This is a genomic window from Streptomyces sp. MAR4 CNX-425 (assembly GCF_048656465.1).
GTDB lineage: Bacteria > Actinomycetota > Actinomycetes > Streptomycetales > Streptomycetaceae > Streptomyces.
Genome location: NZ_JBMDLF010000001.1, coordinates 598,021 through 622,978 on the forward strand (window position 1 = coordinate 598,021; position 24,958 = coordinate 622,978).

Sequence of the window (24,958 nt, forward strand, 5' to 3'; positions counted from 1 at the left end):
CCTCGGCGGAGCTGTGCTGTAGTGCGCTACTGGTTCTGGTCCACCCCGCGGTAGTACTCGAAGACCCAGCCGTAGATGCCGACCAGAATCACCGGAATGGAGAAGTACAGCAGCCACCAGTCGAGGACGATGCCGAGGAAGGCGAGCGCCCCGCCGATGCCCAGCGACAGCGGCTGCCAGCTGTGCGGGCTGAAGAAGCCCAGCTCGCCGGCGTCGTCGGCGACCTCCGCCTCCTTGTTGTCCTGCGCCCCGGTGTCGACCCGGCGGGCCGTGAAGACCAGGTAGTACCCGATCATCGCGGTCAGGGCGAAGGCCAGGAACAGCGCGGTGGTGCCGACCGGCTCCTTCGACCAGTAGCCGTAGACGATCGCCGTGATCAGGATGAAGGCGGCGAGGATGCCGAACATGTGGCCCTGGATCTTCACTTCGCTTCCCCTTCGCCGCCGCCGACGAGCGTCTTGTCACCGGCACCGTGTCCGTGGCCGCCGACCTCGGCCGCCGCGAACTCGGGATGGTGCAGGTCGAAGGCCGGCGATTCGGACCGGATGCGCGGCAGCGAGGTGAAGTTGTGCCGTGGCGGCGGGCAGGACGTGGCCCACTCCAGCGAGCGGCCGTAGCCCCACGGGTCGTCGACCTTGACCTTCTTGCCGTACTTCGCGGTCTTCCACACGTTGTAGAAGAACGGCAGCATCGACATGCCGAGCAGGAACGAGCTGATCGTCGAGAAGGTGTTCAGGGCGGTGAAGCCGTCGGCGTCGAGGTAGTCCGCGTACCGCCGGGGCATGCCCTCCGCACCCAGCCAGTGCTGCACCAGGAAGGTGCCGTGGAAGCCGATGAACAGCGTCCAGAAGGTGATCTTCCCGAGGGTCTCGTCCAGCATCTTGCCGGTGAACTTGGGCCACCAGAAGTGGAAGCCGGCGAACATCGCGAAGACGACGGTGCCGAAGACCACGTAGTGGAAGTGGGCCACCACGAAGTAGGAGTCGGACACGTGGAAGTCCAGCGGCGGCGAGGCCAGGATGACACCGGTCAGACCGCCGAACGTGAACGTCACCAGGAAGCCGATGGACCAGAGCATCGGTGTTTCGAAACTCAGTGATCCCTTCCACATCGTGCCGATCCAGTTGAAGAACTTCACTCCTGTGGGCACCGCGATCAGCATCGTCATGAACGCGAAGAACGGTAGGAGCACGCCTCCGGTCACGTACATGTGGTGCGCCCACACGGTCACGGACAGGCCGGCGATGGAGATCGTGGCGGCCACCAGGCCGATGTAGCCGAACATCGGCTTGCGGCTGAAGACCGGGATGACCTCGGAGATGATGCCGAAGAACGGCAGCGCGATGATGTACACCTCTGGATGGCCGAAGAACCAGAAGAGGTGTTGCCACAGGAGCGCACCGCCGTTGGCCGGATCGAAGATGTGCGACCCGAGTTTTCGGTCCGCCTCCAGCGCGAACAGCGCGGCGGCCAGCACCGGGAAGGCGAGCAGCACCAGCACACCGGTGAGCAGCACGTTCCAGGTGAAGATCGGCATGCGGAACATCGTCAGGCCGGGCGCCCGCATGCAGATGATGGTCGTGATGAAGTTGACCGAGCCGAGGATCGTGCCGAAGCCGGAGAGCGCCAGGCCCATGATCCACATGTCGGCGCCGACGCCCGGCGAGCGCACCTCGTTCGACAGCGGCGTGTACGCGAACCAGCCGAAGTCGGCCGCGCCCTGCGGCGTGATGAAGCCGGCGACCGCGATCAGCGACCCGAAGAGGTACAGCCAGTACGCGAACATGTTCAGCCGCGGGAACGCCACGTCCGGCGCGCCGATCTGCAGCGGCATGATCCAGTTCGCGAAGCCGGCGAACAGCGGCGTCGCGAACATCAGCAGCATGATCGTGCCGTGCATCGTGAACGCCTGGTTGAACTGCTCGTTGCTCATCACCTGCGTGCCCGGCCGGGCCAGCTCGGCGCGCATGAACAGCGCCAGGATGCCGCCGAAGATGAAGAAGACGAACGAGGTGACCAGATAGAGCGTGCCGATCGTCTTGTGGTCAGTGGTCGTCATCCACTTCACCACGACGTTGCCCGGCTCGCGGCGTCGCGCGGGCACCTCGTTCTCGTACACGTCTTCGTCTGCGTCTGTGCCCGCGGTCGCCGCACCCCGGGGTTCGTTGAGGATGCTCATTGCTCGTTGGTCTCCGCATTCCTAGCGGCGTCGGTCTGGGCGATGCCCGCCGGGATCGCCCCGGTCTGGCCCTTGGCGGCCAGCTCCTGCAGATGCTGGCGGTACTCCTGGGGGGAGACCACCTTCACGTTGAAGAGCATCCGCGAGTGGTCCGTGCCGCACAGCTCGGCGCACTTGCCCATGAAGGTGCCCTCCTTGTTGGGGGTCACCTCGAAGACGTTCGTCTTGCCCGCGATGATGTCCATCTTCATCAGGAACGGCACCACCCAGAACGAGTGGTTGACGTCCCGGGAGGTCAGCACGAACTGGACCGTCTCGCCCTTGGGCAGGACCAGCGTGGGGCCCGGGTTGCCGGTGTCCTCGTTCACGCTGGCCGGCACGCCGTAGTCGTAGACGCCCTCGGCGCCCTTCGGTACGGCCTTGTAGGCCCGGTCCGCGATGGCGTCCAGCTCCTTGGGCCGCTTCCCCGGCGTGGCGGCGTCGCCGTCCACGTTCTCCAGGTAGTTGAAGCCCCAGCTCCATTGGTAACCCACCACGTTGATCACGTGGTCCGGCTTCTCGGAGGTCTCCAGCAGCTTGCTCTCGTCGCGCGCGGTGAAGTAGAAGAACACCGCCACGACGATGAGCGGGACGACCGTGTACAGCGCCTCGATGGGCAGGTTGTACCGGACCTGGGCCGGGACCTCGACCTTGGTCCTGGAGCGGCGGTGGAAGATGACGCTCCACAGGATCAGTCCCCACACCAGGACGCCGACGGCAAGCGCGGCCGCCCAGGAGCCCTGCCAGAGGGAGAGGATGCGCGGCGCCTCCTCCGTGGTCGGCGAGGGCATGCCCAGGCGGGGGAAGTCCTCGGAGGTGCAACCGGAGAGGGTGACCAGGACCAGGCCCGCGGCCAGCGCCTGCGGCAGCCTTCGCCGCATCGTGCGCCGCGGCGAGCGGGTACCTCCCGCGGCTGCCTTGTGGCCGCGGGGGAGGTCGGAGCCGTTGTGACTCACGTAGCGCCTTCCCGAGAGTCTCGCCCACGGTCCCATCGGGCGCGCGGGCAGCAGGTTTGGATGTTTACGCGGACCAAACCCTACTGGACGCCATTTGGGGTCGCTCGGGGAGGGTGCCCTGGCGCGCCGGGCGACTTCCGATGGGGTGGTGACGCCGGTCAACTCGGTCCCGGCGGTCCCACGTCGGGCCGCCGCCCGGAGCCCGCCGGGGACGCGCACGGCCGCCGCCGGCGGCGGCCCCGGCGCGTGGACCAGGGGTTAGCGTGGTCGGGTGCCGTACTTCGACGCCGCGTCGTCCGCCCCGCTTCACCCGATCGCCCGGCAGGCGCTGCTCGCCGCGCTCGACGAGGGCTGGGCCGACCCCGCCCGGCTGTACCGGGAGGGCCGCCGGGCGCGGCTGCTGCTGGACGCCGCGCGCGAGACGACGGCGGAGCTGGCCGGCTGCCGCCCGGACGAGTTGGTGTTCACGACCTCGGGTACGCGCGCCGTGCACGACGGGATCGCCGGGGCGCTCGCCGGGCGGCGCCGCACCGGCCGGCACCTGATCGTGTCAGCGGTGGAGCACTCCGCCGTGCTCCATTCGGCCGAGGCCCACCGCACCGGGGGCGGCGAGGTGACGTACGTGCCGGTCGACCGCGGCGGCCGGGTGGCGCCGGGCGCGTACGCCGCGGCGCTGCGCGACGACACCGCGCTGGCCTGTCTGCAGTCCGCCAATCACGAGGTGGGCACCGAGCAGCCGGTCGCCGAGGCCGCCGAGGAGTGCCGGGCCGCCGGGGTGCCGCTGCTGGTGGACGCGGCGCAGACGCTGGGCTGGCGGCGGGTCGACGGGCCGTGGTCACTGCTGGCGGCGAGCGCGCACAAGTGGGGCGGCCCGCCCGGGGTGGGGCTGCTCGCGGTGCGCAAGGGCACGCGCTTCGCGCCGCCGGGCCCGGCGGACGAGCGGGAGTCGGGCCGCGCCCCCGGGTTCGAGAACATCCCGGCGATCGTCGCCACGGCGGCGTCGCTGCGCGCGGTGCGCGCGGAGGCGGCGGCCGAGGACGCCCGGCTGCGGGAGCTGGTCGGCCGGATCCGGGCGCGGGTGCCGGAGACGGTGGCGGACGTGGAGGTGGCCGGGGATCCACAGCGCCGGCTGCCGCACCTGGTGACCTTCTCCTGTCTGTACGTGGACGGGGAGGCGCTGCTGCACGCGCTGGACCGGGCGGGGTTCTCGGTCTCGTCCGGCTCGTCGTGCACGTCGAGCACGCTGACGCCGAGCCATGTGCTGAAGGCCATGGGGGTGCTGTCGGAGGGCAACGTGCGGGTGTCGCTGCCGCCGGGGACGACGGGCGAGGACGTGGAGGGCTTCCTGCGGGCGCTGCCGGAGGCGGTGGCGGGGGCGCGGGCGGAGCTGGGCGCGCCCGCGGGCGGCGGCGCGGCGCAGGAGGCGCAGACGGCGCCGGGGGCGCAGCCGTCGCCGGCGGCCGGGGAGACGGTCGTCGACGCGCTCGGGCGGCGCTGCCCGATCCCCGTCATCGAGCTGGCGAAGGTCTTCGACCGGGTGCCGGTGGGCGGCACGGTGCTGGTGCTGTCGGACGACGAGGCGGCGCGGCTGGACATCCCGGCGTGGTGCGAGATGCGCGGGCAGGAGTACGTGGGCGAGGAGCCGGCGGCGGGCGGCACGGGCTACCGGGTGCGGCGTACGCGCTGACGCGGGCCGCCGCCCGCGTCCCCCGCGGGCGGGCGCCCGGCCGTACGTGTGCCGGGCGCCCGCGCCGTCCGGGCGTCCCCTAGTCCTGCACGCTCTCCGGCAGGTGGTGCTGCACCTCGGCGGCGGCCTCCTCGCCGTACGCCTTGGTGAACCGCTCGACGAAGTTGCTGCGGCGCAGCTCGTACTCCTGCGGGCCCACCGTCTCGATGACCAGCGTCGCCAGCATGCAGCCGAGCTGCGCCGCCCGCTCCAGGCCCACGCCCCAGCTGAGCCCGGACAGGAAGCCGGCCCGGAAGCCGTCGCCGACGCCGGTGGGGTCGGCCTTGCGCTCCTCGTCCGGGCAGCCGACGAGGATCGGCTCCTCGCCGGCCCGGTCGATGCGCACGCCGCGGGCGCCGAGGGTGGTCACCCGGGTGCCGACGCGGGCGAGCACCTCCGCGTCGGTCCAGCCGGTCTTGGACTCGATCAGCCCCTTCTCGTACTCGTTGGAGAAGAGGTACGCGGCGCCCTCGGTGAGGGTCCGGATGCCGTCGCCCTCCATGCGGGCGATCTGCTGGGAGAAGTCCGCGCCGAAGGGGATGCCGCGGCTGCGGCACTCCTCCGTGTGGCGCAGCATCGCCTCGGGGTCGTCGGCGCCGATGGAGACGAGGTCGAGCCCGCCGACGCGGTCGGAGACGGTCTTCAGCTCGATCAGCCGGGCCTCGCTCATCGCGCCGGTGTAGAAGGAGCCGATCTGGTTGTGGTCGGCGTCGGTGGTGACGACGAAGCGCGCGGTGTGCAGCACCTCGGAGATGCGTACGGAGCCGGTGTCGACCCCGTGCCGCTCCAGCCAGTCGCGGTACTCGGCGAAGTCGGCGCCGGCCGCGCCGACGAGGATCGGCCGGGCGCCCAGCTGGCCCATGCCGAAGCAGATGTTTGGCCCGACTCCGCCGCGCCGGACGTCCAGTTTGTCGACGAGGAACGACAGCGAGACGGTATGCAGCTGGTCCGCGACCAACTGCTCGGAGAACCGACCGGGGAAGGTCATGAGGTGGTCGGTCGCGATCGAGCCGGAAACGGCAATATGCACGGCGTACGCTCCTGTAGGCGGGGCGGGAAACGCGGGTGCTACTCACGCTACCGGCTGAACGTCCGCCACCCGAGTGGTTCGACCCGGCCAAAACTACCTGATAGTAGGTCTTACCCCTCGTCGCCGGGGATGCGTACGGTCGAGACATGCAGAAGGACATGCGGGCCTCCGCCACCCCCCTCCCGCCGCCGGCCTTCGGGGGCACCGCCCCGCTGGAGCTGGACGGCGGCCTGGCCGAGCTGCGCACCGACTGTGCCCGGATGGCGCCGCACTGGTCCGGGCACGCGCGGGCCTCCGCGGGACACGTGCCGGACGCCACGGTGCGCGGCCTGGCGCGGATCATGGTGCCGACGACGTCCGCGGACCTGCTCCGCGGGATGTCCGAGTACGGCGACTGAGCGGCGCCTGACCGTTCCGCCCGGTCGGCTCCGGGTGGGAACCGGATGCGGGTGACCGGCGTCCCATCGGCATCCGAAGACGAAGGAGCCGAACGGTGAGCACCGAGCACCCCCCGGGACCCGGGCCCGAGCCCGAACCCGCGCATGCGCACACCGACGACCCGGGCGACCCCGACGGCCCCGAGGGCCGGCGGCGCCCGGGGGCGCTGGCCGCCGTCGCCGTCGCGGTCGCGGTGATGCTGACCGGCGGCGGGGTCGCGTACGTGGCGGACCGGACGGGCGGCGGCGCGGCCTCGGACGGCTCCGGCGAGGAGCCGCCCCCGCTGCGCCTGGACGGGCTCGCGATGGAGCCCGCGGGCGCGGCCGGCGGCACGCCCCTGCGGCTGGCCGGTGAGCTGCCCGAGGGGCCGGACGAGGCACCGGTGTACGCGTCGGAGGGCCGCGTCGAGGCCGCCGACGTGGCCCGGCTCGCGGAGGCGCTGGGCCTGTCGGGCGAGCCCCGGCAGGAGGGCGGCCGCTGGCGCGTCGGCGTCGCGCGCGACGGGCAGGGCCCGCTGCTGGAGGTGCAGCCGGAGGCGCCGGGCGCCTGGACGTACCAGCGGCACCGGGCCGTCCCCTGCGATCCGCCGCCGGAGAAGACGGAGGGCCCGGCGGGCGTCGAGTGCGTGCAGGCCGCCACCCCGCCGGCGGAGCTGCGGGGCGACCCGGTGCCGGAGTCCGCGGCCGAGGAGACCGCGGAGCCGGTGCTCGCGGCGGTGGGGCAGCAGGACGCCGAGGTGGCGTCGGCGGAGCCGTTCGGGGCCGTACGGACGGTGACCGCGGAGCCGGTCGTCGACGGGCTGCCGACGGCGGGCTGGCGGACGTCCCTGCAGATCGGCGGCGACGGGCAGGTGAGCGGCGGCAACGGCTACCTGGTCGAGCCGGCCGCGGGGCACACGTACCCGGTGATCACCGCGGACGCGGCGCTGACGGAGCTGAACAAGCCCGGCGGCACCCGCGAGAAGCTCGCGGTGGCGCCGGCGTGCGCCTCGGCGGTGCCGTACGAGAAGGGCACGGGACCGGGCCGGCCGCTGGTCGGCAAGGTGGACCCGTGCATCGGCAAGCTGGAGCCGACCACGGTGCGCGGCGCCGAGTTCGGGCTCTCCGCGCAGTCGGTCCAGGGGCGCCTGACGCTGGTGCCGTCGTGGCTCTTCGAGGTGACGGGGGACTCCCCCACCCCGTTCCACGGCGGGAAGCCCGGCACGATCGTGTGGCCGCAGCTGGCCGTCGCACCGGAGTACGTCACCACCGCCGGCCCGGACACGCCGACGGCCCCCGAGCCCGCCCCGACGGCGCCCGCCCCGGACGCCGAGCCGGGCACGGACGGCGGCTCCGACAGCGCCCCCGGCAGCGGCTTCGGCTTCGGCGGCGGCCCCGGCGGCGGTGCCGAGCCGGGCTCGCCCGGCCAGGTGGAGCCCGCGGAACCCGCGGAGCCGGCGCAGCCGCCGGCCTCGGCGCCGGCCGATCGGCCGGAGGGCGGCGGCGCGGCGGGGACGGCCGTGGGCGTCGAGTCGTACTCGGTGGACGGGCGCACCCTGAAGCTGCACTTCTGGGGCGGCGTGTGCACCGACTACGCGGCGTCCGCCGAGGAGTCGGGCGGCACGGTGACGGTCCGCGTCACCGGCGTGGAGAAGGAGCCGGGCCAGGTCTGCATCAAGATCGCGAAGCGCTTCACGGAGAAGGTCGAGCTGTCCGCCCCGCTCAACGGCCGGAAGGTCGTGGACGCGGGCACCGGGGACAGGGTGGCGGCAAAGTAGCAGAAACCTGCCGGCCGGGCGCAGCGCCCGCACAAGCGGAAGGCGGCGGAACCGTGGGGGTTTCCGCCGCCTTCCTCATGCCGGTCGCCGATGGGGGCCGTGGCCCGCGCGCTCCGGGCGGGCGCCTCGGCCCCGGGTCAGCTGAAGGAGTCGCCGCAGGCGCAGGAGCCGGTGGCGTTCGGGTTGTCGATCGTGAAGCCCTGCTTCTCGATCGTGTCGACGAAGTCGATGGACGCGCCGCCCAGATACGGAGCGCTCATCCGGTCGGTCACGACCGAGACGCCGCCGAAGTCCTTGACGACGTCGCCGTCGAGGTCACGGTCGTCGAAGAAGAGCTGGTAGCGCAGGCCGGAGCAGCCTCCGGGCTGAACGGCGACGCGGAGCTTGAGGTCCGGCTGGCCCTCCTGCTCCAGCAGGCTCTTGACCTTCGCCGCAGCGGCGTCGGACAGAATAATGCCGTCGACTGCGGTGGTCTCGCCCTGAACGGTCATTCGCATGTCTCCCGGGTTGTGGACTGCTTGCCGATCGAGTCCAACCGGCCGCGCTCCCGATTCATTCCGGCCGGGCGCGCGCTTTCTTGCTCCATTCATGCTCGCATACGCCACCACTTCGGGTCATCCGCCCGCCCACCGGGCAGGCGCACGGCGGCATTCGTCACATTGACGCGAGGACCATCGTCAGCCTGACGCGAAGGGGTTATGATTAATAACGTCAATATGACGAAAACGGATGCGACGGCAGCCCGCCGAGAGCCGAAGAGAAAGGGTGGAGTGCGCTGTGACCACCGCCCAGGACCTTGATGTGACCCCCACGCCCCTCGCCCTGCTGCTCCTCGGGCGGGAGGCGGACCCCGCCAGCGAACGCGGCGTCGACTGTCCCGGCGACCTGCCCGCCCCCTCCGACCCCGGGCTCGTCGAACGCGCCCGCGCGGCCCGCGAACGGCTGGGCGAGCGGGCCTTCGTCCTCGGCCACCACTACCAGCGCGACGAGGTCATCCAGTTCGCCGACGTCACCGGCGACTCGTTCAAGCTCGCGCAGCAGGCCGCGGCCCGCCCCGAGGCGGAGTACGTCGTCTTCTGCGGCGTGCACTTCATGGCCGAGTCCGCGGACATCCTCACCTCCGACGCGCAGGCCGTCGTCCTGCCCGACCTGGCCGCCGGCTGCTCCATGGCCGACATGGCCACCGCCGAGCAGGTCGCCGAGTGCTGGGACGTGCTGACCGAGGCCGGGGTGGCGGACGCCACCGTCCCCGTGTCGTACATGAACTCCTCCGCGGACATCAAGGCGTTCACCGGCCGGCACGGCGGCACCATATGCACCTCCTCCAACGCCGAGCGCGCGCTGAACTGGGCGTTCGCGCAGCGCGCGGACGGGGCCGGCAAGGTCCTGTTCCTCCCCGACCAGCACCTCGGCCGCAACACCGCGGTACGCGACCTGGGCCTCACCCCCGACGACTGCGTCGTCTACAACCCGCACCGGCCCGACGGCGGCCTGACCGCCGACCAGCTGCGCGCCGCGAAGATGATCCTGTGGCGCGGCCACTGCTCCGTACACGGCCGCTTCTCCCTCGACTCGGTCGAGGAGGTGCGCGAGCGCATCCCCGGGGTGAACGTGCTGGTCCACCCCGAGTGCAAGCACGAGGTGGTCGCCGCCGCCGACCAGGTCGGCTCCACCGAGCACATCATCAGGGCCCTGGACGCGGCCCCGGCCGGCTCGAAGTGGGCCGTCGGCACGGAGCTGAACCTCGTCCGGCGGCTGGCGAAGCGGCACCCCGACAAGGAGATCGTCTTCCTCGACCGCACGGTCTGCTTCTGCTCCACCATGAACCGCATCGACCTGCCCCACCTGGTCTGGGCGCTGGAGTCGCTGGCGGACGGCAAGGTGGTCAACCGCATCGAAGTCGACAAGGAGACGGAGCACTTCGCCAAGCGGGCGCTGGAGCGGATGCTGGCGCTGCCCTGACGCCCCGCGCGGGTACGGGGGTGACGCGGTCCCGGCGCAGGGCCGAGGATTGACCTCATGATCCTGCGCCAGGTCCGCGACTCGAAGGACGACGCCGAGGCCGTACGCCTCGTCAGCGACACGGGCTTCGCCGCCTCCGACGCCGCCAAGGGCGACGCGCCGGAGGAGCCGGACGAGAACCGCGCGATCCTCCTCCGCAGCGTCGTCCGGCACCTGGCGCGCACCGACCCCGGCGGCTGCTGGCTGGCCCTGGACGACTCGGGACAGCCGATGGGCGCGGCGCTGTCCACCCGGCGCGAGGGCACCTGGGGTCTTGCGCTGCTGGTCGTCGTCCCGGAGGCGCAGGGCAAGGGGGTCGGCAGGGCGCTGCTGGCGCGCACGCTCGCGTACGGGCAGGGCTGCCTGCGCGGCCTCATCTGCGCCTCCCGCCACCCGCACGCCGCCCGCGCCTACCGCGCCGCGGGGTTCACGCTGCACCCCGCCATGCGGCTGCGCGGCACCGTCGACCACGCCGGCCTCGAACCGCCCACCGGCGCGGTCGTCGAGGGCGGGCCGGGGCAGCGGGACCTCATGGACTCCGTGGACCGCAGGCTGCGCGGCGGCGCCCACGGCCCGGACCACACCGAGCTGCTGCGGCACTGCCGGTCCATCGTCGCCGACGACCTCGCGGGCAGCGGGTACGCGTACCTGCGCGACGGCCGGGTGGAGCTGCTGGCGGCGACGTCGCGGCGGATCGCGGCGCGGCTGCTGACGGCGGCGCTGCTGAGCCTCGCCCCGGGGGCGACGGCGGAGGTCGGGCGCCTGACGGCCGAGCAGGAGTGGGCGGTGGACGTGGGGCTGGCGGCGGGGCTGGAACTGACGACGCGGGGTTACGTCTGCGTACGGGGCATGCGCCCGCCGGCGCCCTACCTCCCGTCGGGCCTGCTGCTGTAGCGACGGCCTAGGGCCTGTCGTTTGGATCTTGTCGGATCAGGGAGCGGCGGATGGTGCTGTGCATCGCAAGGCGGAGGAGGGAGGCGACGCGGAGCGTCGTCGACCGACGACAACGCCGCGAGGTGCAGTGCCAGGCGTCGCGAGCCCGGCGAAGATCCGAACGACAGGCCCTAGCTGCCCGGGCGGACCAGGCCCGACTCGTAGGCCAGCACCACCAGCTGGGCGCGGTCGCGGGCGCCGAGCTTGGCCATGGTGCGGTTGACGTGGGTTTTCACCGTCAGCGGGCTGACCTCCAACCGGCCGGCGATCTCGTCGTTGGCCAGCCCGCGCGCGACCAGGCCGAGCACCTCGCGCTCCCGGCCCGTCAGCGCGCGGAGCCGCTCCGCCGCCGGCGGCCGGCCGGTGTCGTCGGCCGTGCCGTCCGCCGGGTCGTCGGCGCCCGCCAGAAAGCGGTCGATCAGGCCCTTCGTCGCCGCCGGCGACAGCAGGGCCTCGCCGTCCGCGGCCACCCGGATCGCGGCCAGCAGCTCGTCCGGCTCGGCGCCCTTGCCGAGGAAGCCGGACGCGCCGGCGCGCAGCGCCTCGATCACGTAGTCGTCGACCTCGAAGGTCGTCAGGATCACCACCCGCACGTGGCGCAGGCTGTCGTCACCGGAGATCGTCCGGGTGGCGCTGAGTCCGTCGGTGCCGGGCATCCGGATGTCCATGAGCACCAGGTCCGCGCCCTCCTCACGGACGAGCCTCACCGCCTCCGCGCCGTCGCCCGCCTCGCCGACGACCTGCATGTCCGGCTCGGAGTCGACCAGCACCCGGAACGCGCTGCGCATCAGCGCGTGGTCGTCCGCCAGCACCACCCGGATCGGCCGCGCCCGCGGCGGCGGGACATCGCTCACCCCTACTCCTTGATCGCCTCGCCGGGCCGCCGGCCCGGGCAGCCCCGGGCCCGGGACGCCGCCGACCCCGGTCCGGTGGCCGCGCCCGTACCGGCGGACCGGCGGCCCGCGTCCGCGTCGCCGGCCACCGGCAGCGGCAACCGTACCCGGACCTCGAAGCCCTCCCGGCCGTCCGCGCGCCCGCCCGCCTCGCACAAGCCGCCCAGCGCGGCGGCGCGCTCCCGCATGCCGACGAGCCCGAGCCCGCCCGGGCGCTCGCCCCCGGCGTCCCCGTCGGGGGCGGCGTCCCCGTCGGGGGCGGCGTCCCCGGCGGCCGCGCCGGCCGCGTCCGCCGCGCCGGTCCGGCCGGTCCCGCCGGTCCGGGCGGACCGGCCGGCCGGCCCGGATCGGCCGGTCTCGTCGGCCCGTTCGGTCCCGTCGCCGCCCCCGGCCTCCCCGGCCCCGTCCCGGCCACCGCCGGACTCCGCGCCCCTGCCGTCGTCCCGGACCGTGACCTCCAGCCCGGTCGCCTCCCGGGACAGGCTCACCACCGCCGCCGCGCCCGGGCCCGCGTGCTTGCGCACGTTCGTCAGCGCCTCCTGCAACACCCGGTACGCCGCCAGGTCCACCGCCGCCGGCAGCGCGCCGACCACCTCGGCCGCCCGCTCCACCCGCGTGGTCACCGCCGACCGGCGCGGGCCCAGCTCCGAGGCGACCTCCACCGACACCGGCGTTCCGGCCCGTACGAACCCCTCCACCAGCTCGGCAAGCATCGCCAGCCCCGGCGCCGGCTCGGTGGGCGCGTGCGGGTCGCCGGACTGGCGCAGCAGCCCGACGGTGGTGCGCAGCTCCTCCAGCGCGGTGCGGCCGGCGTCGCGTACGTGCGCCAGGGCCTCCTTCGCCTGGTCCGGGCGGCTCTCCATCACGTGCGACGCCACCCCGGCCTGCACGTTGACCAGCGCGATGTGGTGCGCGACGACGTCGTGCAGTTCGCGCGCGATCCGTACCCGCTCCTCCGCGACCCGCCGCCGCGCCTCCTCCTCGCGGGTCCGCTCGGCCCGCTCCGCGCGCTCGCTGATGGCGGCGACCACCGCCCGGCGGCTGCGCACGGCATCGCCGACGCCCGCGGCCATCCCGGTCCAGGCGAAGATCCCGAGGTTCTCGTCCGCGTACCAGGGGCGGTCGCCGAAGAGCATCACCGCGAACGTCAGCACCCCGATGGTGAGCAGCGCGATCCGCCAGGTGGTGTGGCGGTCGGTGCGCGCGGCGACGGTGTAGAGCGCGACCACGACGCTCAGCGCGATCGGCGAGCGCGGGTCGCCCGCGGAGGCGATGACGTGCGCGATCGTCAGCGCCATGGTGCCGGCGAGCACCGCCCAGGGGGCGCGCCGCCGCAGGACGAGGGCGGCACTGGCGGCGGTCGCCAGCACGACCTCGGCGGGGCCGAGGTCGGCCGGCGGCGGCGCGCTCGCCTCGCGGTCGGGGTAGACGGCGCTGACGAGGATCACGGCCAGTACGACCGCCGCCAGCAGGGCGTCGGCCGCGCGGGGGTGCGCCCGCAGCCAGCGGGGCAGAGCGGCTAGTGGGGTCACGGCAGCGGTGCTTGCAGAGGAGGGCCGGCCCCGGTCCGGGCGACCGGGGCGAAGAGCGGCCGAGGCGTGCGTGGGCTCAGCTGGGGATGAGGCCGTCGTCGCTGAGCATGTCCCGGACCTCCTCCAGGGAGGCGTCGGGCGCCGGGAGGATCAGCTCGGACGGCTCCAGCGAGTCGTCCGGGAGCGGGGCGCCCATCGAGCGGACGGCGTCCAGCAGGGCGCCGAGCGTACGCCGGAAGCCGGCCTCGTCGCCGCTCTCCATCTCGGCGAGCAGCTCGTCGTCCAGCTTGTTGAGCTCGGCGAAGTGGCCGTCGTCCAGCTTCACCTGACCCTCCCCCATGATCCGTACGATCACGGTTCTCTCCCGTTCTTCCGAGCCCGTCGAGGGGCGGTCACTGCTTGTCGAACCGCGGGGTGTCCTGCGGCTGCTGCGTCTGCGGGGCCTGCTGCTGCGGCGGCTGCGCGCCCTGCTGGCCGCCCTCGATCGCCTGCTGCTGCTCGGCGGGGCCGCCGGCCAGCTCGGCCTTCATGCGCTGCAGCTCCAGCTCGACGTCCGCGCCGCCGGAGAGCCGGTCCAGCTCGGCGGAGATGTCGTCCTGCGCCATCCCCGTCGGGTCGTCCAGCGCGCCGGAGGCCAGCAGCTCGTCGATCGCGCCGGCCCGCGCCTGCATCTGCGCGGTGCGGTCCTCGGCCCGCTGCACGGCCAGGCCGACGTCGCCCATCTCCTCGGAGATGCCGGAGAACGCCTCGCCGATACGGGTCTGCGCCTGCGCCGCCGTGTACGTCGCCTTGATGGTCTCCTTCTTCGTCCGGAAGGCGTCCACCTTGGCCTGGAGCCGCTGGGCGGCGAGGGTGAGCTTCTCCTCCTCGCTCTGGAGGGTCTGGTGCTGCGTCTCCAGGTCGGTGACCTGCTGGTGCAGCGCCGCCTTGCGGGACAGCGCCTCGCGCGCCAGGTCCTCGCGGCCGAGGGCGAGGGCCTTCTTGCCCTGGTCCTCCAGCTTGGCGGACTGGTTCTGCAGCTGGCCGAGCTGCAACTCCAGGCGCTTGCGCGACGTCGCCACGTCGGCGACACCCCGGCGCACCTTCTGCAGCAGCTCCAGCTGCTTCTGGTACGAGTAGTCGAGGGTCTCGCGCGGGTCCTCGGCCCGGTCCAGGGCCTTGTTGGCCTTCGCGCGGAAGATCATCCCCATCCGCTTCATGACACCGCTCATGGGCCTCGCGCGCCCCCTTCTGACGGACTTCAGCCTCGGCACATACTCTGCAGAACCCACAGTACGGGCCCTGCTTCCATTACCGCACTGCCTGGGCGCCAATGCGCTCCTCCTGCAGGACGAACCGCCGGGGGTCCGCCCTCCCGCCCAGGGAGTAGACGGCCGTAGGGGCTGTCCGTTCACGTGCCCCCACAGGTAGTGACACGCACGCCGTTGCCGGATCGTTCCCCGGGGCTCTGGGGCGTACACCCGACTGCCCCTATTCTTGAGCCTGTGTTCGGAAGCCGTTCCAAGGATGACCAGTCCACCGACGCCGACGTGAGCGACGCGGTGGAGACGAAGCAGGTGCGCCCCGCCGAGGCGCCCAAGGGCAGGCCCACGCCCAAGCGCAGCGAGTCGCAGGCGCAGCGCCGCGCGCTGGCCAAGACGCCGGTGACGCGCAAGGAGGCGGCCAAGCGCGCGCGGGAGACCCGCCGGGCCGACATGGCCCGCCAGCGCGAGGCCCTGGCCTCGGGCAACGAGCGGTATCTGCCCAACCGGGACAAGGGCCCGGTGCGCAAGTTCGTGCGTGACTACGTGGACTCGCGGTGGTGCGTGGCGGAGTTCTTCCTGCCCATGGCCATCGTCATCCTCATGCTCAGCATGACGCCGTCCGCGGGCCTGAAGAACATCTCGCTGCTGCTGTGGCTGTTCGTGATCGTGCTGATCGTCTTCGACTCGATCGCGATCACCGTGCGGGTGAAGAAGCAGCTCAAGGAGCGCTTCCCGGACGAGAGCCACCGCGGCGCCCGGGCCTACGCGCTCATGCGCACGCTCCAGCTGCGCCGGATGCGGCTGCCGAAGCCGCAGGTGAAGCGGGGCGAGCGGCCCTGACGCGGCCCTGACCCCGCCCCGCGGGCGGCGGGCGTACGGGGCGGGGGTCCGCCGCGTACGCCCGGGAGCCGCGTGCCGCCGTACCGGCCGGCGGGCCGGGCGTTACGCGCCCTCGGCCGCCTCCAGGCTCATCGGGCCGTAGACCTCGGCCCCGTCCTCCAGCAGCGTGACCTGCTCGACGCCGCCCTCCAGCAGCTCTTTCCAGAACTCGCCGATCCACGATTCGGCGTCGCCCTGGGTCGTGAAGTCCTCCGGTTCCACCGCGGGGGTCGCCGCCGTGCCGTCGGCCTTTTCGAACCGCCAGGTCCACGCTGCCATGCCTGCCTCCGTCCCGTGCCGGATAGTGCGCTCGCAGCGTAACGGAGAGCGCCGAAGCGGGGACCCGCCCGGGCGCGGCCCCGCCGCCCGCGAGACGATCGTGGCGTGGACATCACCCTCCTCGGCACCGGCGCGCCCGCCGGGCTGCCGCGCCCGGGCTGCCCGTGCGCGGCGTGCGCCGCCGCCGTCGGGCCGGAGGCGCGCGCGGCGACGTCCGTCCTGGTGGACGGCATCGTGCTGCTCGACCTGACGCCGGGCGCCGCGCTCGCCGCGGCGCGCGCCGGGCGGACGCTGTCCGGCGTCATGCAGGTGCTGCTCAGCCACCCGCACGACGGCCCGGCCGTGGCGCCGCCGGCGGGGGTGCCGGCGCCGTCGCGGGCGCCGGAGGGGCAGGAGGTGACGCTGATCAGCGGGCACCGGGTGCGGGCGGTCGCGGTCGACTCGCCCGGCACGGGGTACGAGGTCACCGGGCCGGGCGGCCGGCGGCTGCTGTACCTGCCGCCGGGGGCCGCGCCGGCGGGGCCGGTGGGGCCGGCGGACCCGTACGACCTGGTGCTGCTCGACGTGGCCAGCCGGCCGGACGCCCTCGCCCGGCTCCGCGCCCACGGCGCCGTCGCCGCCGCCACCGACGTCGTCGCCGTGCACCTCGGCGGCCATCTCGCCGCCGGCCGCCGCGGCGGTCACCCGGACGTCGCCGGGCCCACCCCGCCGCCCGGGCCCGAGTTGCACCGCCGGCTCGCCGCCGCCGGGGCCCGGGCCGTCCCCGACGGGCACCACCTGGTCGCGGGCCACGGCCCGGACCGGCCCGTCGTGCCGCGGCGCACGCTGGTGCTGGGCGGGGCCCGGTCCGGCAAGTCGGTGGAGGCCGAGCGGCGGCTCGCGGCGTTCCCGGAGGTCGAGTACGCGGCCACCGGGGGCACCCGCGACGGCGACGCCGAGTGGGCGGCCCGGGTCGCGGTCCACCGCGAGCGCCGCCCGGCGGGCTGGCGGACCACCGAGACCTGCGACCTGGTGCCGCTGCTCGCCGCGGCCGGCGGGCCGCCGCTGCTGGTCGACTGCCTGTCGCTGTGGCTGACGGACGCGCTGGACGGGACGAAGGCGTGGGAGGGCGGCGACGTGCGGCCGCGGGTCGACGAGCTGGTCGCGGCGGTACGGGCGACGCGCCGCACCCTGGTCGCGGTGAGCAACGAGGTCGGCTCGGGCGTCGTCCCGGCCACCCCGGCGGGCCGGCTGTTCCGCGACGAGCTGGGCCGGCTGAACGCGGCGGTGGCGGCGGAGTGCGAGCAGGTGCTGCTGGTGGTCGCGGGCCAGGTACTGGTGCTGCGCGGGTAGCCGGCGGGTCCGTACGCCCGGCGGCGTCGGATACCGGGGCGTATCCGGGCGATGCGGCCGCGCGGCGGCCGCACCTCGGGCGCAGGCGGGCCCGGGGCTTCTTCAGCCCGGGCGGGAATCCGCGGGGGCAGCGGAGCCGGCGGCGCGCCCGGCGGGTAACCTGCGCCCGTGAGCGGCCTGAATCTGGACGACTTCATCAACGACATCGACCGCCCCGACACGGCTGTCCGCCGGGACGCCGAGGAGTGGCGGGCGACCCACGGCCCGCGCCCCGGCGCGCTCGGCCGCCTGGACGACCTCGGCGAGTGGCTGGCGGCGGCGCAGGGCGGGGTGCCGGCCAAGCCGATCGCCGAGCCGCGGCTGGTGCTCTTCGCCGGCGACCACGGCGTCGCCGGGCTGGACGTCTCCGGCCGCCCCGCGGGCACCGCGGAGGCGCTGGCCCGCGCCGCGCTCGACGGCCGCAGCGCGAGCGCGATCCTCGCCCGCCGCTTCGGCGCGGGCCTGCGGGTCGTGGACCTGGCGCTCGACTGCGACCCGGAGTCGCTGCCGAAGGACGTCACCCGCCATCGCGTACGCCGCGGGTCGGGCCGTATCGACGTCGAGGACGCGCTCACCGCCGAGGAGGCCGAGGAGGCGTTCCGGGCCGGGATGGCGGTCGCGGACGAGGAGGCCGACTCCGGTACGGACCTGCTGCTGCTCGGCGACCTCAGCGTCGGCGGCACCACGGCGGCCGGCGCGGTCGTCGCCGCCCTCTGCGGCACCGACGCCTCCGTGGTCACCGGCCGCGGCGGCGCGGGCATCGACGACCTGGCCTGGATGCGCAAGTGCGCGGCGATCCGCGACGCGCTGCGCCGCGCCCGCCCGGTGCTCGGCGACCAGCTCCAGCTGCTCGCCACGGTCGGCGGCGCGGACCTCACGGCGATGACCGGCTTCCTGCTGCAAGCGGCGGTGCGGCGCACCCCGGTGGTCCTCGACGGCGTCGTCTCGGCCGCGGCGGCGCTGGTCGCGCAGCGGGTGGCGTTCCGGGCGCCCGACTGGTGGCTCGCCGGCCAGGCGAGCGGGGAGCCGGCGCAGGAGAAGGCGCTGGACCGCATCGCGATCGACCCGCTGCTCGACCACGGGGTCACGGCGGGCGAGGGCACGGGAGCGCTGCTGGCGCTGCCGTTCCTGCAAGCGGCGGCCGAGCTGTGGGCGGACCTGCCGGAACACGGGGGCGGGCCGGGGGACGGCCCGCCCGAGGACGCGGTTGACGACATCACCTGAGCCGTCGCCCCCGCGGGAGGACCCCGGGGGCACGGACCGGGCGGGTCGCCCCGGCGGCGACGGCGATTCGCCCGGCGGGGCCGAGCGTCCGGAGTCCGCTGACCCGACGGCCGACCGGCCGCAACCACGCGGCCCCACCCAAGACACCGACCCCCCGCACCCGGCGACTCCCCCGGACCCCGGGGACGCCGCCCCCGCTCCCAGCGGGGGCTTCGCCGCCGGGCTGCGGTTCGCGTTCGGGACCCTCACCGCGCTGCCCGTGCGCGTCCACCGCTGGGACCGGCGCGCCGCCCGCGGCGGGATGCTCGCCGCGCCCGTCGCCGGGCTCGTCGTCGGCGGCCTCGCCGCCGGGCTCGGCGGGCTGCTGCTGCTCGCGGGCGCCGGGGCGGCCGTCGCCGCCGTGGGCACCGTCGCCGCGCCGGCCGCGCTGACGCGCGGGCTCCACCTCGACGGGCTCGCCGACACCGCCGACGGCCTCGGCAGCGGGCGGCCCGCCGCCGAGGCGCTGCGGGTCATGCGGCGCTCGGACATCGGCCCGTTCGGCGTGATCACGCTGCTGCTGGTGCTGCTCGGGCAGGTCGCCGCGGTGTACGAGCTGTACGACGACGACGCCCCGGCCCGCGCCGCCACCGCCGCCGTCGCCGCCGCCGTCGCCGCCCGCGCGGCGCTCGCCCTCGCCGCCCGCGCCGGGGTCCCGCCGGCGCGGGCGGAGGGGCTCGGCGCGGCGGTGGCGGGGGTGCTGTCCGGCCGTACGGCCGCGGCCGTGGCGGCGGCCGCCACCGCCGTGCCCGCCGCGGCGGCCGGTCTCCTCTCCGGCCCTTACGCGGCGCTGCACACCGCCCTCGCGGTCGCCGCCGCGCTGGCCGCCGCGGAGCTGCTGCGGCACCACTGCGTACGGCGCCTCGGCGGCGTCACCGGCGACGTCTTCGGCGCCCTGGCCGAGACCGCCGCGACCGCCGCGCTGCTCGCCGCCGTCCTCGGCCCGGCCTGAGCGACTCCGCCCCGCCACCGGGGCACAGCCCCACGCCCCGCGCCCGACGGCGCCCACGGCGACCCGTAGCGGGCGTCCGCACACAGGCTCAGTCGCCGCCGCCTCGGATCCCGCCCGAACGGATCCCCCTGCACGGACTGCACAGCCCACGTCCCCCGTGCGCCACCCCGCGCCCCAACCCCACGCAGGCCCCTGGCGCGCCCGGCCCCGGCAGCCCCGCCGCCGGCGCCCGCGGCGACCGGCGGGTCCCCGCCACCTGCCCGTACGCGGGGAAACCCGCCGTCAACCCGCCGCCCCCGGCGGGGGCCGAACCGCATACGATGCGGCGTACACCCCCCAAATCCGCACCCGAGAATGGACTCCCACCACCGTGACTGCTCTGACTCTCAGTTCCTCGTCCGCCACCGGCCTGCGCGCGGACGCCGTCGTCGTGGGCGTGGCCAAGGGCCCCAAGGGTCCGGTCCCGGCGCCCGGCGCGGAGGCGGTCGACGAGGCGTACGACGGGAAGCTGGGCGCCGTGCTGGAGGCCCTGGGGGCGTCCGGCGGCGAGGGCGAGGTCACCAAGCTGCCCGCGCCCGACGGCCTCAAGGCGCCCCTCGTCGTCGCCGTCGGCCTCGGCGCCGTGCCCGCGAAGGGCGCCGCGTACGACACGGAGGCGCTGCGCCGCGCCGCGGGCAGCGCGGCCCGGGCGCTGGCGGGGACGAAGAAGGCCGCGTTCGCGCTGCCGCTGGAGGTCGCCGACGACACCGCCGCCGTGGCGGAGGGCGTGCTGCTCGGCGCGTACGCCTTCCAGGTCTACCGCGGCGGCGCCGACGCGGCGGACGGTGCCAAGGACGGCGCCAAGGACGGCGCCAAGGGCGGCGCGAAGGGCGGCAAGGGCGCGAAGGACAAGGCGAACGGCGCCAAGGCCCCGCTCGCCGAGGCCGCCCTCCTCGGCGCCAAGCGCGACAAGTCGCACCGCGCCGCCGTCGAGCGCGCCGCCGTGCTCGCCGCCGAGGTCAACCGCGCCCGCGACCTGATCAACACCCCCGCCAACGACCTCGACCCCGCCCGCTTCGCCGCCGCCGCCCAGCAGGCCGGGAAGGAGCACGGCTTCAAGGTCGCGGTGACCGACGAGAAGGCGCTCGCCAAGGGCGGGTACGGCGGCCTCGTCGGCGTCGGCCAGGGCTCGCAGACGCCGCCCCGGCTGGTGCGGCTGGAGCACCGGCACCCGAAGGCGAAGCAGACGGTCGCGCTGGTCGGCAAGGGCATCACGTACGACTCGGGCGGCATCTCGCTCAAGCCCGCCGGCCACAACGAGACGATGAAGTGCGACATGAGCGGCGCCGCCGCCGTGCTCGCCGCCGTCTCCGCCGCCGCCCGGCTGGGGCTGCCGGTGAACGTCACCGGCTGGCTGGCCCTCGCCGAGAACATGCCGTCCGGCTCCGCCACCCGCCCGGGTGACGTGCTGCGCATGTACAGCGGCAAGACCGTCGAGGTGCTGAACACCGACGCCGAGGGCCGGCTCGTCCTCGCCGACGCGCTGACGAAGGCTTCGGAGGAGAAGCCCGACTACATGATCGACGTGGCGACGCTCACCGGCGCCATGGTGCTGGCCCTGGGCAACCGCACCTTCGGGATCATGGCCAACGACGACGCCTTCCGGACCCGGATCCACGTGCTCGCGGAGGCCGCGGGCGAGCAGTCCTGGCCGATGCCGCTGCCGCCGGAGCTGAAGAAGGGCATGGAGTCGCCGATCGCGGACATCGCGAACATCGGCGACCGGATGGGCGGCGGGCTGGTGGCCGGGCTCTTCCTGGAGGAGTTCGTCGGCGACGGCATCACCTGGGCGCATCTGGACATCGCGGGCCCGGCCTTCAACACCTCCGGCCCGTTCGGCTACACCCCGAAGGGCGGCACCGGCTCGGCCGTGCGGACCCTGGTCGCGCTCGCGGAGCAGGCGGCCCACGGCGACCTGGCCTGACGGGCCCCGCGGCCCCGCCGGCGGGTTGCGGCCCGCGTCTCCGCCTTCCGGCGACAAGTGCGAAGATGGCTGATGGCAGGACAGGGCCTCAGTAGTAGAGCGGCCGTAAAGGAGCCGCCGCCCGGCCGCACCACGGCCGGCCACCGGCGCACATGCATGGAGGACGTGACGTGGCGAACGACGCCAGCACCGTTTTCGACCTGGTGATCCTCGGAGGCGGCAGCGGCGGCTATGCCGCCGCCCTGCGAGGTGCCCAGCTGGGTCTTGACGTCGCCCTGATCGAGAAGGACAAGGTGGGCGGCACCTGCCTGCACCGCGGATGCATCCCGACGAAGGCGCTGCTGCACGCCGGGGAGCTCGCCGACCAGGCGCGCGAAGGCGCAGCCTTCGGAGTGAACACCTCCCTCGACGGCATCGACATGACCGGCGTGCACAAGTACAAGGACGGCGTGGTCGCCGGCCTCTACAAGGGCCTGACGGGGCTGATGGCCTCCCGCAAGGTCACCGTCGTGGAGGGCGAGGGCCGGCTGTCCTCGCCGACCTCGGTGGACGTGAACGGGCAGCGGTACGAGGGGCGGCACGTGCTGCTCGCCACCGGCTCGTACTCGAAGTCGCTGCCGGGCCTGGACATCGACGGCGACCGCATCATCGCCTCGGAGCACGCCCTGGTCCTGGACCGGGTGCCGAAGTCGGCGATCGTGCTGGGCGGCGGCGTCATCGGCGTGGAGTTCGCCTCCGCGTGGAAGTCCTTCGGGGCCGACGTGACGATCGTCGAGGGCCTTCCGCACCTGGTCCCCGCGGAGGACGAGAACAGCTCCAAGCTGCTGGAGCGGGCGTTCCGCAAGCGCGGCATCAAGTTCAACCTGGGCACCTTCTTCGAGAAGGCGGAGTACACCCAGGACGGCGTGAAGGTCACCCTCGCGGACGGCAAGGAGTTCGAGGCCGAGGTCCTGCTGGTCGCGGTGGGCCGCGGCCCGGTCTCGCAGGGGCTCGGCTACGAGGAGCAGGGCGTGGCCATGGAGCGCGGCTTCGTCCTGACGGACGCGTACAAGCGCACGAACGTGCCCACGATCTCCGCCGTCGGCGACCTGACCCCGGTGCTCCAGCTCGCGCACGTGGGCTTCGCCGAGGGCATCCTGGTCGCGGAGCGGCTGGCGGGGCTGGACGTGGTGCCGGTCGACTACGACGGCGTGCCGCGGGTGACGTACTGCCACCCGGAGGTCGCGTCCGTCGGCATCACGGAGGCGAAGGCGAAGGAGACCTACGGTGCCGACAAGGTCGTGGCGCTGAAGTACAACCTGGGGGGCAACGGCCGGAGCAAGATCCTGAAGACCACGGGCGAGATCAAGCTCGTCCAGGTCAAGGACGGCCCCGTGGTCGGCGTACACATGGTCGGCGACCGCATGGGCGAGCAGGTCGGCGAGGCGCAGCTGATCTACAACTGGGAGGCGCTGCCGGCCGAGGTGGCGCAGCTCATCCACGCGCACCCGACGCAGAACGAGGCGCTCGGCGAGGCCCATCTCGCACTCGCCGGCAAGCCGCTTCACGCTCACGACTGAGCCACGGACACGCCCACCACCCGCAAAGAACGTGAGGAGCAACCGAAACCATGGCGGTTTCCGTAACCCTGCCGGCGCTCGGCGAGAGCGTCACCGAGGGCACCGTCACGCGCTGGCTCAAGGCCGAGGGCGAGCGTGTCGAGGCCGACGAGCCGTTGCTTGAGGTCTCCACCGACAAGGTCGACACCGAGATCCCCTCCCCCGCCGCCGGAGTGCTGTCCTCCATCAAGGTGGCCGAGGACGAGACCGTCGAGATCGGCGCCGAGCTGGCCGTGATCGACGACGGCACCGGCGGCGCCGCGGCGGCCCCCGCACCGGCCGCCGAGCAGGCGCAGGCCCCGGCGCAGCCCGCACCGGCGCAGCCCGCACCGGCCGCGGCGCCGGCCCAGGCTCCGGCCGAGGCGGCGCCCGCGGCGCCGCAGCAGCCCGCACCCCAGCAGCCCGCGCCGGCGCAGGCCGCCGGCGGTGCCGCCCAGGGCACCGACGTCACGCTGCCCGAGCTGGGCGAGTCGGTCACCGAAGGCACGGTGACCCGCTGGCTGAAGCAGGTCGGGGAGCAGGTCGAGGCGGATGAGCCGCTGCTGGAGATCTCCACCGACAAGGTCGACACCGAGATCCCGTCGCCGGCGTCCGGCACCCTGCTGGAGATCGTCGTGCAGGAGGACGAGACGGCGGAGGTCGGCGCCCGGCTCGCGGTCATCGGCAGCGGCGCCGCCGCTCCGGCGGCGGCACCGGCACCGGCCGCACCGGCACCGGCCGCACCGCAGGACGCCGCCCCGGCGGCCGCGGCTCCGCAGCCGGCCGCGCCCACCGCGGCACCGGCTCCGGCCGCGGCACCGCCCGCCGCCCCGCCGGCCCAGCCCGCGGCGGCACCGGCGCCCGCGCTGGCCCCGGCACCGGCACCCGCGCCCGCGGCCGCCCCGGCACCGGCCGCCGCGGCTCCGGCGCCCGCCGCCGCGGCTCCGGCGCCCGCCGCCGCGGCGCCCGCCGCCGAAGGCGCGTACGTCACCCCGCTGGTGCGCAAGCTCGCCGCCGAGTCCGGCGTCGACCTGTCCACCGTCAAGGGCTCCGGCGTCGGCGGCCGTATCCGCAAGCAGGACGTCGTCGCCGCCGCCGAGCAGGCCGCCCGCGCCGCCGCCTCCGCCCCGGCCGCCGCCTCCGCGGCGCCGTCGGCGGGCCGGCCCGCGGCGCCCGTGCTGGAGGCGTCGCCGCTGCGCGGCCAGACCGTGAAGATGCCGCGCATCCGCAAGCTCATCGGCGACAACATGATGCGCGCCCTGCACGACCAGGCCCAGCTGTCCACCGTGGTCGAGGCGGACGTCACCCGCATCATGCGGATGCGGGCCCGGGCCAAGGACGCGTTCGCGCAGCGCGAGGGCGTGAAGCTCTCGCCGATGCCGTTCTTCGTCAAGGCCGCCGTCCAGGCGCTGAAGGCCCACCCGGTCGTCAACGCCCGCATCAACGAGGACGAGGGCACCATCACCTACTTCGACACCGAGAACGTCGGTATCGCGGTGGACACGGAGAAGGGCCTGATGACCCCGGTCATCAAGGGCGCGGGCGACCTCAACATCGCCGGTATCGCCAGGAAGACGGCGGAGCTGGCGGACAAGGTCCGCAGCAACAAGATCACCCCGGACGAGGTCTCGGGCGCGACCTTCACCATCAGCAACACCGGCTCGCGCGGCGCGCTGTTCGACACGATCATCGTGCCGCCGAACCAGGTCGCCATCCTCGGCCTCGGCGCCACCGTCAAGCGCCCGACGGTCGTCGACCACCCGGAGCTGGGCGAGACGATCGCCGTGCGCCACATGACGTATCTGACGCTCTCCTACGACCACCGCCTGGTGGACGGCGCCGACGCCGCCCGCTACCTGGGGGCGGTCAAGGGCCTGCTGGAGGCGGGCGAGTTCGAGAGCGAGATCGGCCTGTGAGGCGGTCCGCCCGGTAGCCGTACGGCACGGC

The 24,958-nt window shown here is 74.5% G+C and carries 22 protein-coding genes; 12 read left to right on the top strand and 10 right to left on the bottom strand.

The window, feature by feature from the left end:
• Positions 1 to 26: 26 nt before the first annotated feature.
• From ACHZ99_RS02615 to coxB, 3 genes are read right to left on the bottom strand one after another with little or no spacing between them, the layout of a single operon-like run.
• Positions 27 to 425, bottom strand: coding sequence for a cytochrome c oxidase subunit 4 (locus tag ACHZ99_RS02615; RefSeq protein ID WP_420302650.1), 399 nt, complete (start codon positions 423 to 425; stop codon positions 27 to 29).
• Positions 422 to 2,179, bottom strand: coding sequence for a cytochrome c oxidase subunit I (gene ctaD / locus ACHZ99_RS02620; protein ID WP_420302651.1), 1,758 nt, complete (start codon positions 2,177 to 2,179; stop codon positions 422 to 424). Before ctaD ends, ACHZ99_RS02615 begins: the two co-directional genes overlap by 4 nt.
• Positions 2,176 to 3,099 (bottom strand): cytochrome c oxidase subunit II, encoded by a 924-nt coding sequence (gene coxB, locus ACHZ99_RS02625; RefSeq protein ID WP_420302652.1) that lies wholly within the window; start codon positions 3,097 to 3,099, stop codon positions 2,176 to 2,178. Before coxB ends, ctaD begins: the two co-directional genes overlap by 4 nt.
• Positions 3,100 to 3,445: 346 nt before the next feature.
• On the opposite strand from coxB, the gene ACHZ99_RS02630 reads away from it, so the two are divergent.
• Entirely contained in the window at positions 3,446 to 4,861 is a 1,416-nt protein-coding gene (locus ACHZ99_RS02630) for a cysteine desulfurase/sulfurtransferase TusA family protein (protein WP_420302653.1), read from the top strand.
• 79 nt (positions 4,862 to 4,940) lie between these two features.
• Here ACHZ99_RS02630 and ACHZ99_RS02635 read toward each other — a convergent pair whose 3' ends face one another.
• On the bottom strand, positions 4,941 to 5,930 hold the full coding sequence (locus ACHZ99_RS02635) for a carbohydrate kinase family protein (RefSeq protein ID WP_420302654.1): 990 nt from the start codon (positions 5,928 to 5,930) through the stop codon (positions 4,941 to 4,943).
• Between the two features lie 146 nt (positions 5,931 to 6,076).
• Here ACHZ99_RS02635 and ACHZ99_RS02640 point away from each other — a divergent pair, with 146 nt between their 5' ends.
• Positions 6,077 to 6,328 carry a hypothetical protein gene (locus ACHZ99_RS02640; RefSeq protein ID WP_420302655.1) on the top strand — a complete coding sequence of 84 codons (252 nt, stop codon included), beginning with the start codon at positions 6,077 to 6,079 and terminating at the stop codon, positions 6,326 to 6,328.
• A 95-nt stretch (positions 6,329 to 6,423) separates the two neighbouring features.
• Positions 6,424 to 8,124 carry a hypothetical protein gene (locus tag ACHZ99_RS02645; protein WP_420302656.1) on the top strand — a complete coding sequence of 567 codons (1,701 nt, stop codon included), beginning with the start codon at positions 6,424 to 6,426 and terminating at the stop codon, positions 8,122 to 8,124.
• Between the two features lie 137 nt (positions 8,125 to 8,261).
• Here ACHZ99_RS02645 and ACHZ99_RS02650 read toward each other — a convergent pair whose 3' ends face one another.
• Positions 8,262 to 8,615 (bottom strand): iron-sulfur cluster assembly accessory protein, encoded by a 354-nt coding sequence (locus ACHZ99_RS02650; protein WP_027753766.1) that lies wholly within the window; start codon positions 8,613 to 8,615, stop codon positions 8,262 to 8,264.
• 286 nt (positions 8,616 to 8,901) lie between these two features.
• Here ACHZ99_RS02650 and nadA point away from each other — a divergent pair, with 286 nt between their 5' ends.
• Together nadA and ACHZ99_RS02660 are read left to right on the top strand one after the other, a co-directional pair.
• On the top strand, positions 8,902 to 10,086 hold the full coding sequence (gene nadA, locus ACHZ99_RS02655) for a quinolinate synthase NadA (protein ID WP_420302657.1): 1,185 nt from the start codon (positions 8,902 to 8,904) through the stop codon (positions 10,084 to 10,086).
• Positions 10,087 to 10,143: 57 nt separating this feature from the next.
• Positions 10,144 to 11,019, top strand: coding sequence for a GNAT family N-acetyltransferase (locus ACHZ99_RS02660; RefSeq protein ID WP_420302658.1), 876 nt, complete (start codon positions 10,144 to 10,146; stop codon positions 11,017 to 11,019).
• Between the two features lie 170 nt (positions 11,020 to 11,189).
• Here ACHZ99_RS02660 and ACHZ99_RS02665 read toward each other — a convergent pair whose 3' ends face one another.
• The 4 genes from ACHZ99_RS02665 to ACHZ99_RS02680 all read right to left on the bottom strand — a co-directional run bounded on the left by ACHZ99_RS02665 (position 11,190) and on the right by ACHZ99_RS02680 (position 14,694).
• Positions 11,190 to 11,912, bottom strand: a complete 723-nt coding sequence (locus tag ACHZ99_RS02665; RefSeq protein ID WP_420302659.1) for a response regulator — start codon at positions 11,910 to 11,912, stop codon at positions 11,190 to 11,192.
• Positions 11,913 to 11,914: 2 nt separating this feature from the next.
• On the bottom strand, positions 11,915 to 13,483 hold the full coding sequence (locus ACHZ99_RS02670; RefSeq protein ID WP_420302660.1) for a sensor histidine kinase: 1,569 nt from the start codon (positions 13,481 to 13,483) through the stop codon (positions 11,915 to 11,917).
• Between the two features lie 76 nt (positions 13,484 to 13,559).
• Positions 13,560 to 13,838: a PspA-associated protein PspAA gene (gene pspAA, locus ACHZ99_RS02675; RefSeq protein WP_420302661.1), complete on the bottom strand. Its 279-nt coding sequence runs from the start codon at positions 13,836 to 13,838 to the stop codon at positions 13,560 to 13,562.
• A 37-nt stretch (positions 13,839 to 13,875) separates the two neighbouring features.
• Positions 13,876 to 14,694, bottom strand: a complete 819-nt coding sequence (locus ACHZ99_RS02680; RefSeq protein ID WP_420302662.1) for a PspA/IM30 family protein — start codon at positions 14,692 to 14,694, stop codon at positions 13,876 to 13,878.
• Positions 14,695 to 14,967: 273 nt separating this feature from the next.
• Between ACHZ99_RS02680 and ACHZ99_RS02685 the strand changes: the two genes are divergently transcribed.
• Entirely contained in the window at positions 14,968 to 15,567 is a 600-nt protein-coding gene (locus ACHZ99_RS02685) for a DUF3043 domain-containing protein (RefSeq protein ID WP_420302663.1), read from the top strand.
• A gap of 102 nt (positions 15,568 to 15,669) precedes the next feature.
• On the opposite strand, the gene ACHZ99_RS02690 is transcribed toward ACHZ99_RS02685, so the two are convergent.
• Entirely contained in the window at positions 15,670 to 15,885 is a 216-nt protein-coding gene (locus tag ACHZ99_RS02690; RefSeq protein ID WP_420302664.1) for a hypothetical protein, read from the bottom strand.
• A gap of 105 nt (positions 15,886 to 15,990) precedes the next feature.
• Here ACHZ99_RS02690 and ACHZ99_RS02695 point away from each other — a divergent pair, with 105 nt between their 5' ends.
• The 6 genes from ACHZ99_RS02695 to sucB all read left to right on the top strand — a co-directional run bounded on the left by ACHZ99_RS02695 (position 15,991) and on the right by sucB (position 24,927).
• Entirely contained in the window at positions 15,991 to 17,217 is a 1,227-nt protein-coding gene (locus ACHZ99_RS02695; protein ID WP_420302665.1) for a bifunctional adenosylcobinamide kinase/adenosylcobinamide-phosphate guanylyltransferase, read from the top strand.
• A gap of 168 nt (positions 17,218 to 17,385) precedes the next feature.
• Entirely contained in the window at positions 17,386 to 18,480 is a 1,095-nt protein-coding gene (locus tag ACHZ99_RS02700; protein WP_420302666.1) for a nicotinate-nucleotide--dimethylbenzimidazole phosphoribosyltransferase, read from the top strand.
• Between the two features lie 223 nt (positions 18,481 to 18,703).
• Positions 18,704 to 19,471 carry an adenosylcobinamide-GDP ribazoletransferase gene (locus ACHZ99_RS02705; protein ID WP_420303187.1) on the top strand — a complete coding sequence of 256 codons (768 nt, stop codon included), beginning with the start codon at positions 18,704 to 18,706 and terminating at the stop codon, positions 19,469 to 19,471.
• A gap of 370 nt (positions 19,472 to 19,841) precedes the next feature.
• Complete coding sequence (locus ACHZ99_RS02710) at positions 19,842 to 21,434, top strand: leucyl aminopeptidase (protein ID WP_420302667.1); 1,593 nt, start codon at positions 19,842 to 19,844, stop codon at positions 21,432 to 21,434.
• Between the two features lie 170 nt (positions 21,435 to 21,604).
• Positions 21,605 to 22,993 (top strand): dihydrolipoyl dehydrogenase, encoded by a 1,389-nt coding sequence (lpdA, locus tag ACHZ99_RS02715; protein WP_420302668.1) that lies wholly within the window; start codon positions 21,605 to 21,607, stop codon positions 22,991 to 22,993.
• Between the two features lie 50 nt (positions 22,994 to 23,043).
• Positions 23,044 to 24,927 (top strand): 2-oxoglutarate dehydrogenase, E2 component, dihydrolipoamide succinyltransferase, encoded by a 1,884-nt coding sequence (gene sucB, locus ACHZ99_RS02720; RefSeq protein ID WP_420302669.1) that lies wholly within the window; start codon positions 23,044 to 23,046, stop codon positions 24,925 to 24,927.
• Positions 24,928 to 24,958 lie beyond the last annotated feature (31 nt).

Bases quoted from the DNA above. Each gene is read 5' to 3' on its own strand.
- ctaD (WP_420302651.1), bottom strand. From the start codon at position 2,179: ATGAGCATCCTCAACGAACCCCGGGGTGCGGCGACCGCGGGCACAGAC.
- coxB (WP_420302652.1), bottom strand. From the start codon at position 3,099: ATGCGGCGAAGGCTGCCGCAGGCGCTGGCCGCGGGCCTGGTCCTGGTC.
- ACHZ99_RS02640 (WP_420302655.1), top strand. From the start codon at position 6,077: ATGCAGAAGGACATGCGGGCCTCCGCCACCCCCCTCCCGCCGCCGGCC.
- ACHZ99_RS02650 (WP_027753766.1), bottom strand. From the start codon at position 8,615: ATGACCGTTCAGGGCGAGACCACCGCAGTCGACGGCATTATTCTGTCC.
- ACHZ99_RS02660 (WP_420302658.1), top strand. From the start codon at position 10,144: ATGATCCTGCGCCAGGTCCGCGACTCGAAGGACGACGCCGAGGCCGTA.
- ACHZ99_RS02680 (WP_420302662.1), bottom strand. From the start codon at position 14,694: ATGAGCGGTGTCATGAAGCGGATGGGGATGATCTTCCGCGCGAAGGCC.
- ACHZ99_RS02690 (WP_420302664.1), bottom strand. From the start codon at position 15,885: ATGGCAGCGTGGACCTGGCGGTTCGAAAAGGCCGACGGCACGGCGGCG.
- sucB (WP_420302669.1), top strand. From the start codon at position 23,044: ATGGCGGTTTCCGTAACCCTGCCGGCGCTCGGCGAGAGCGTCACCGAG.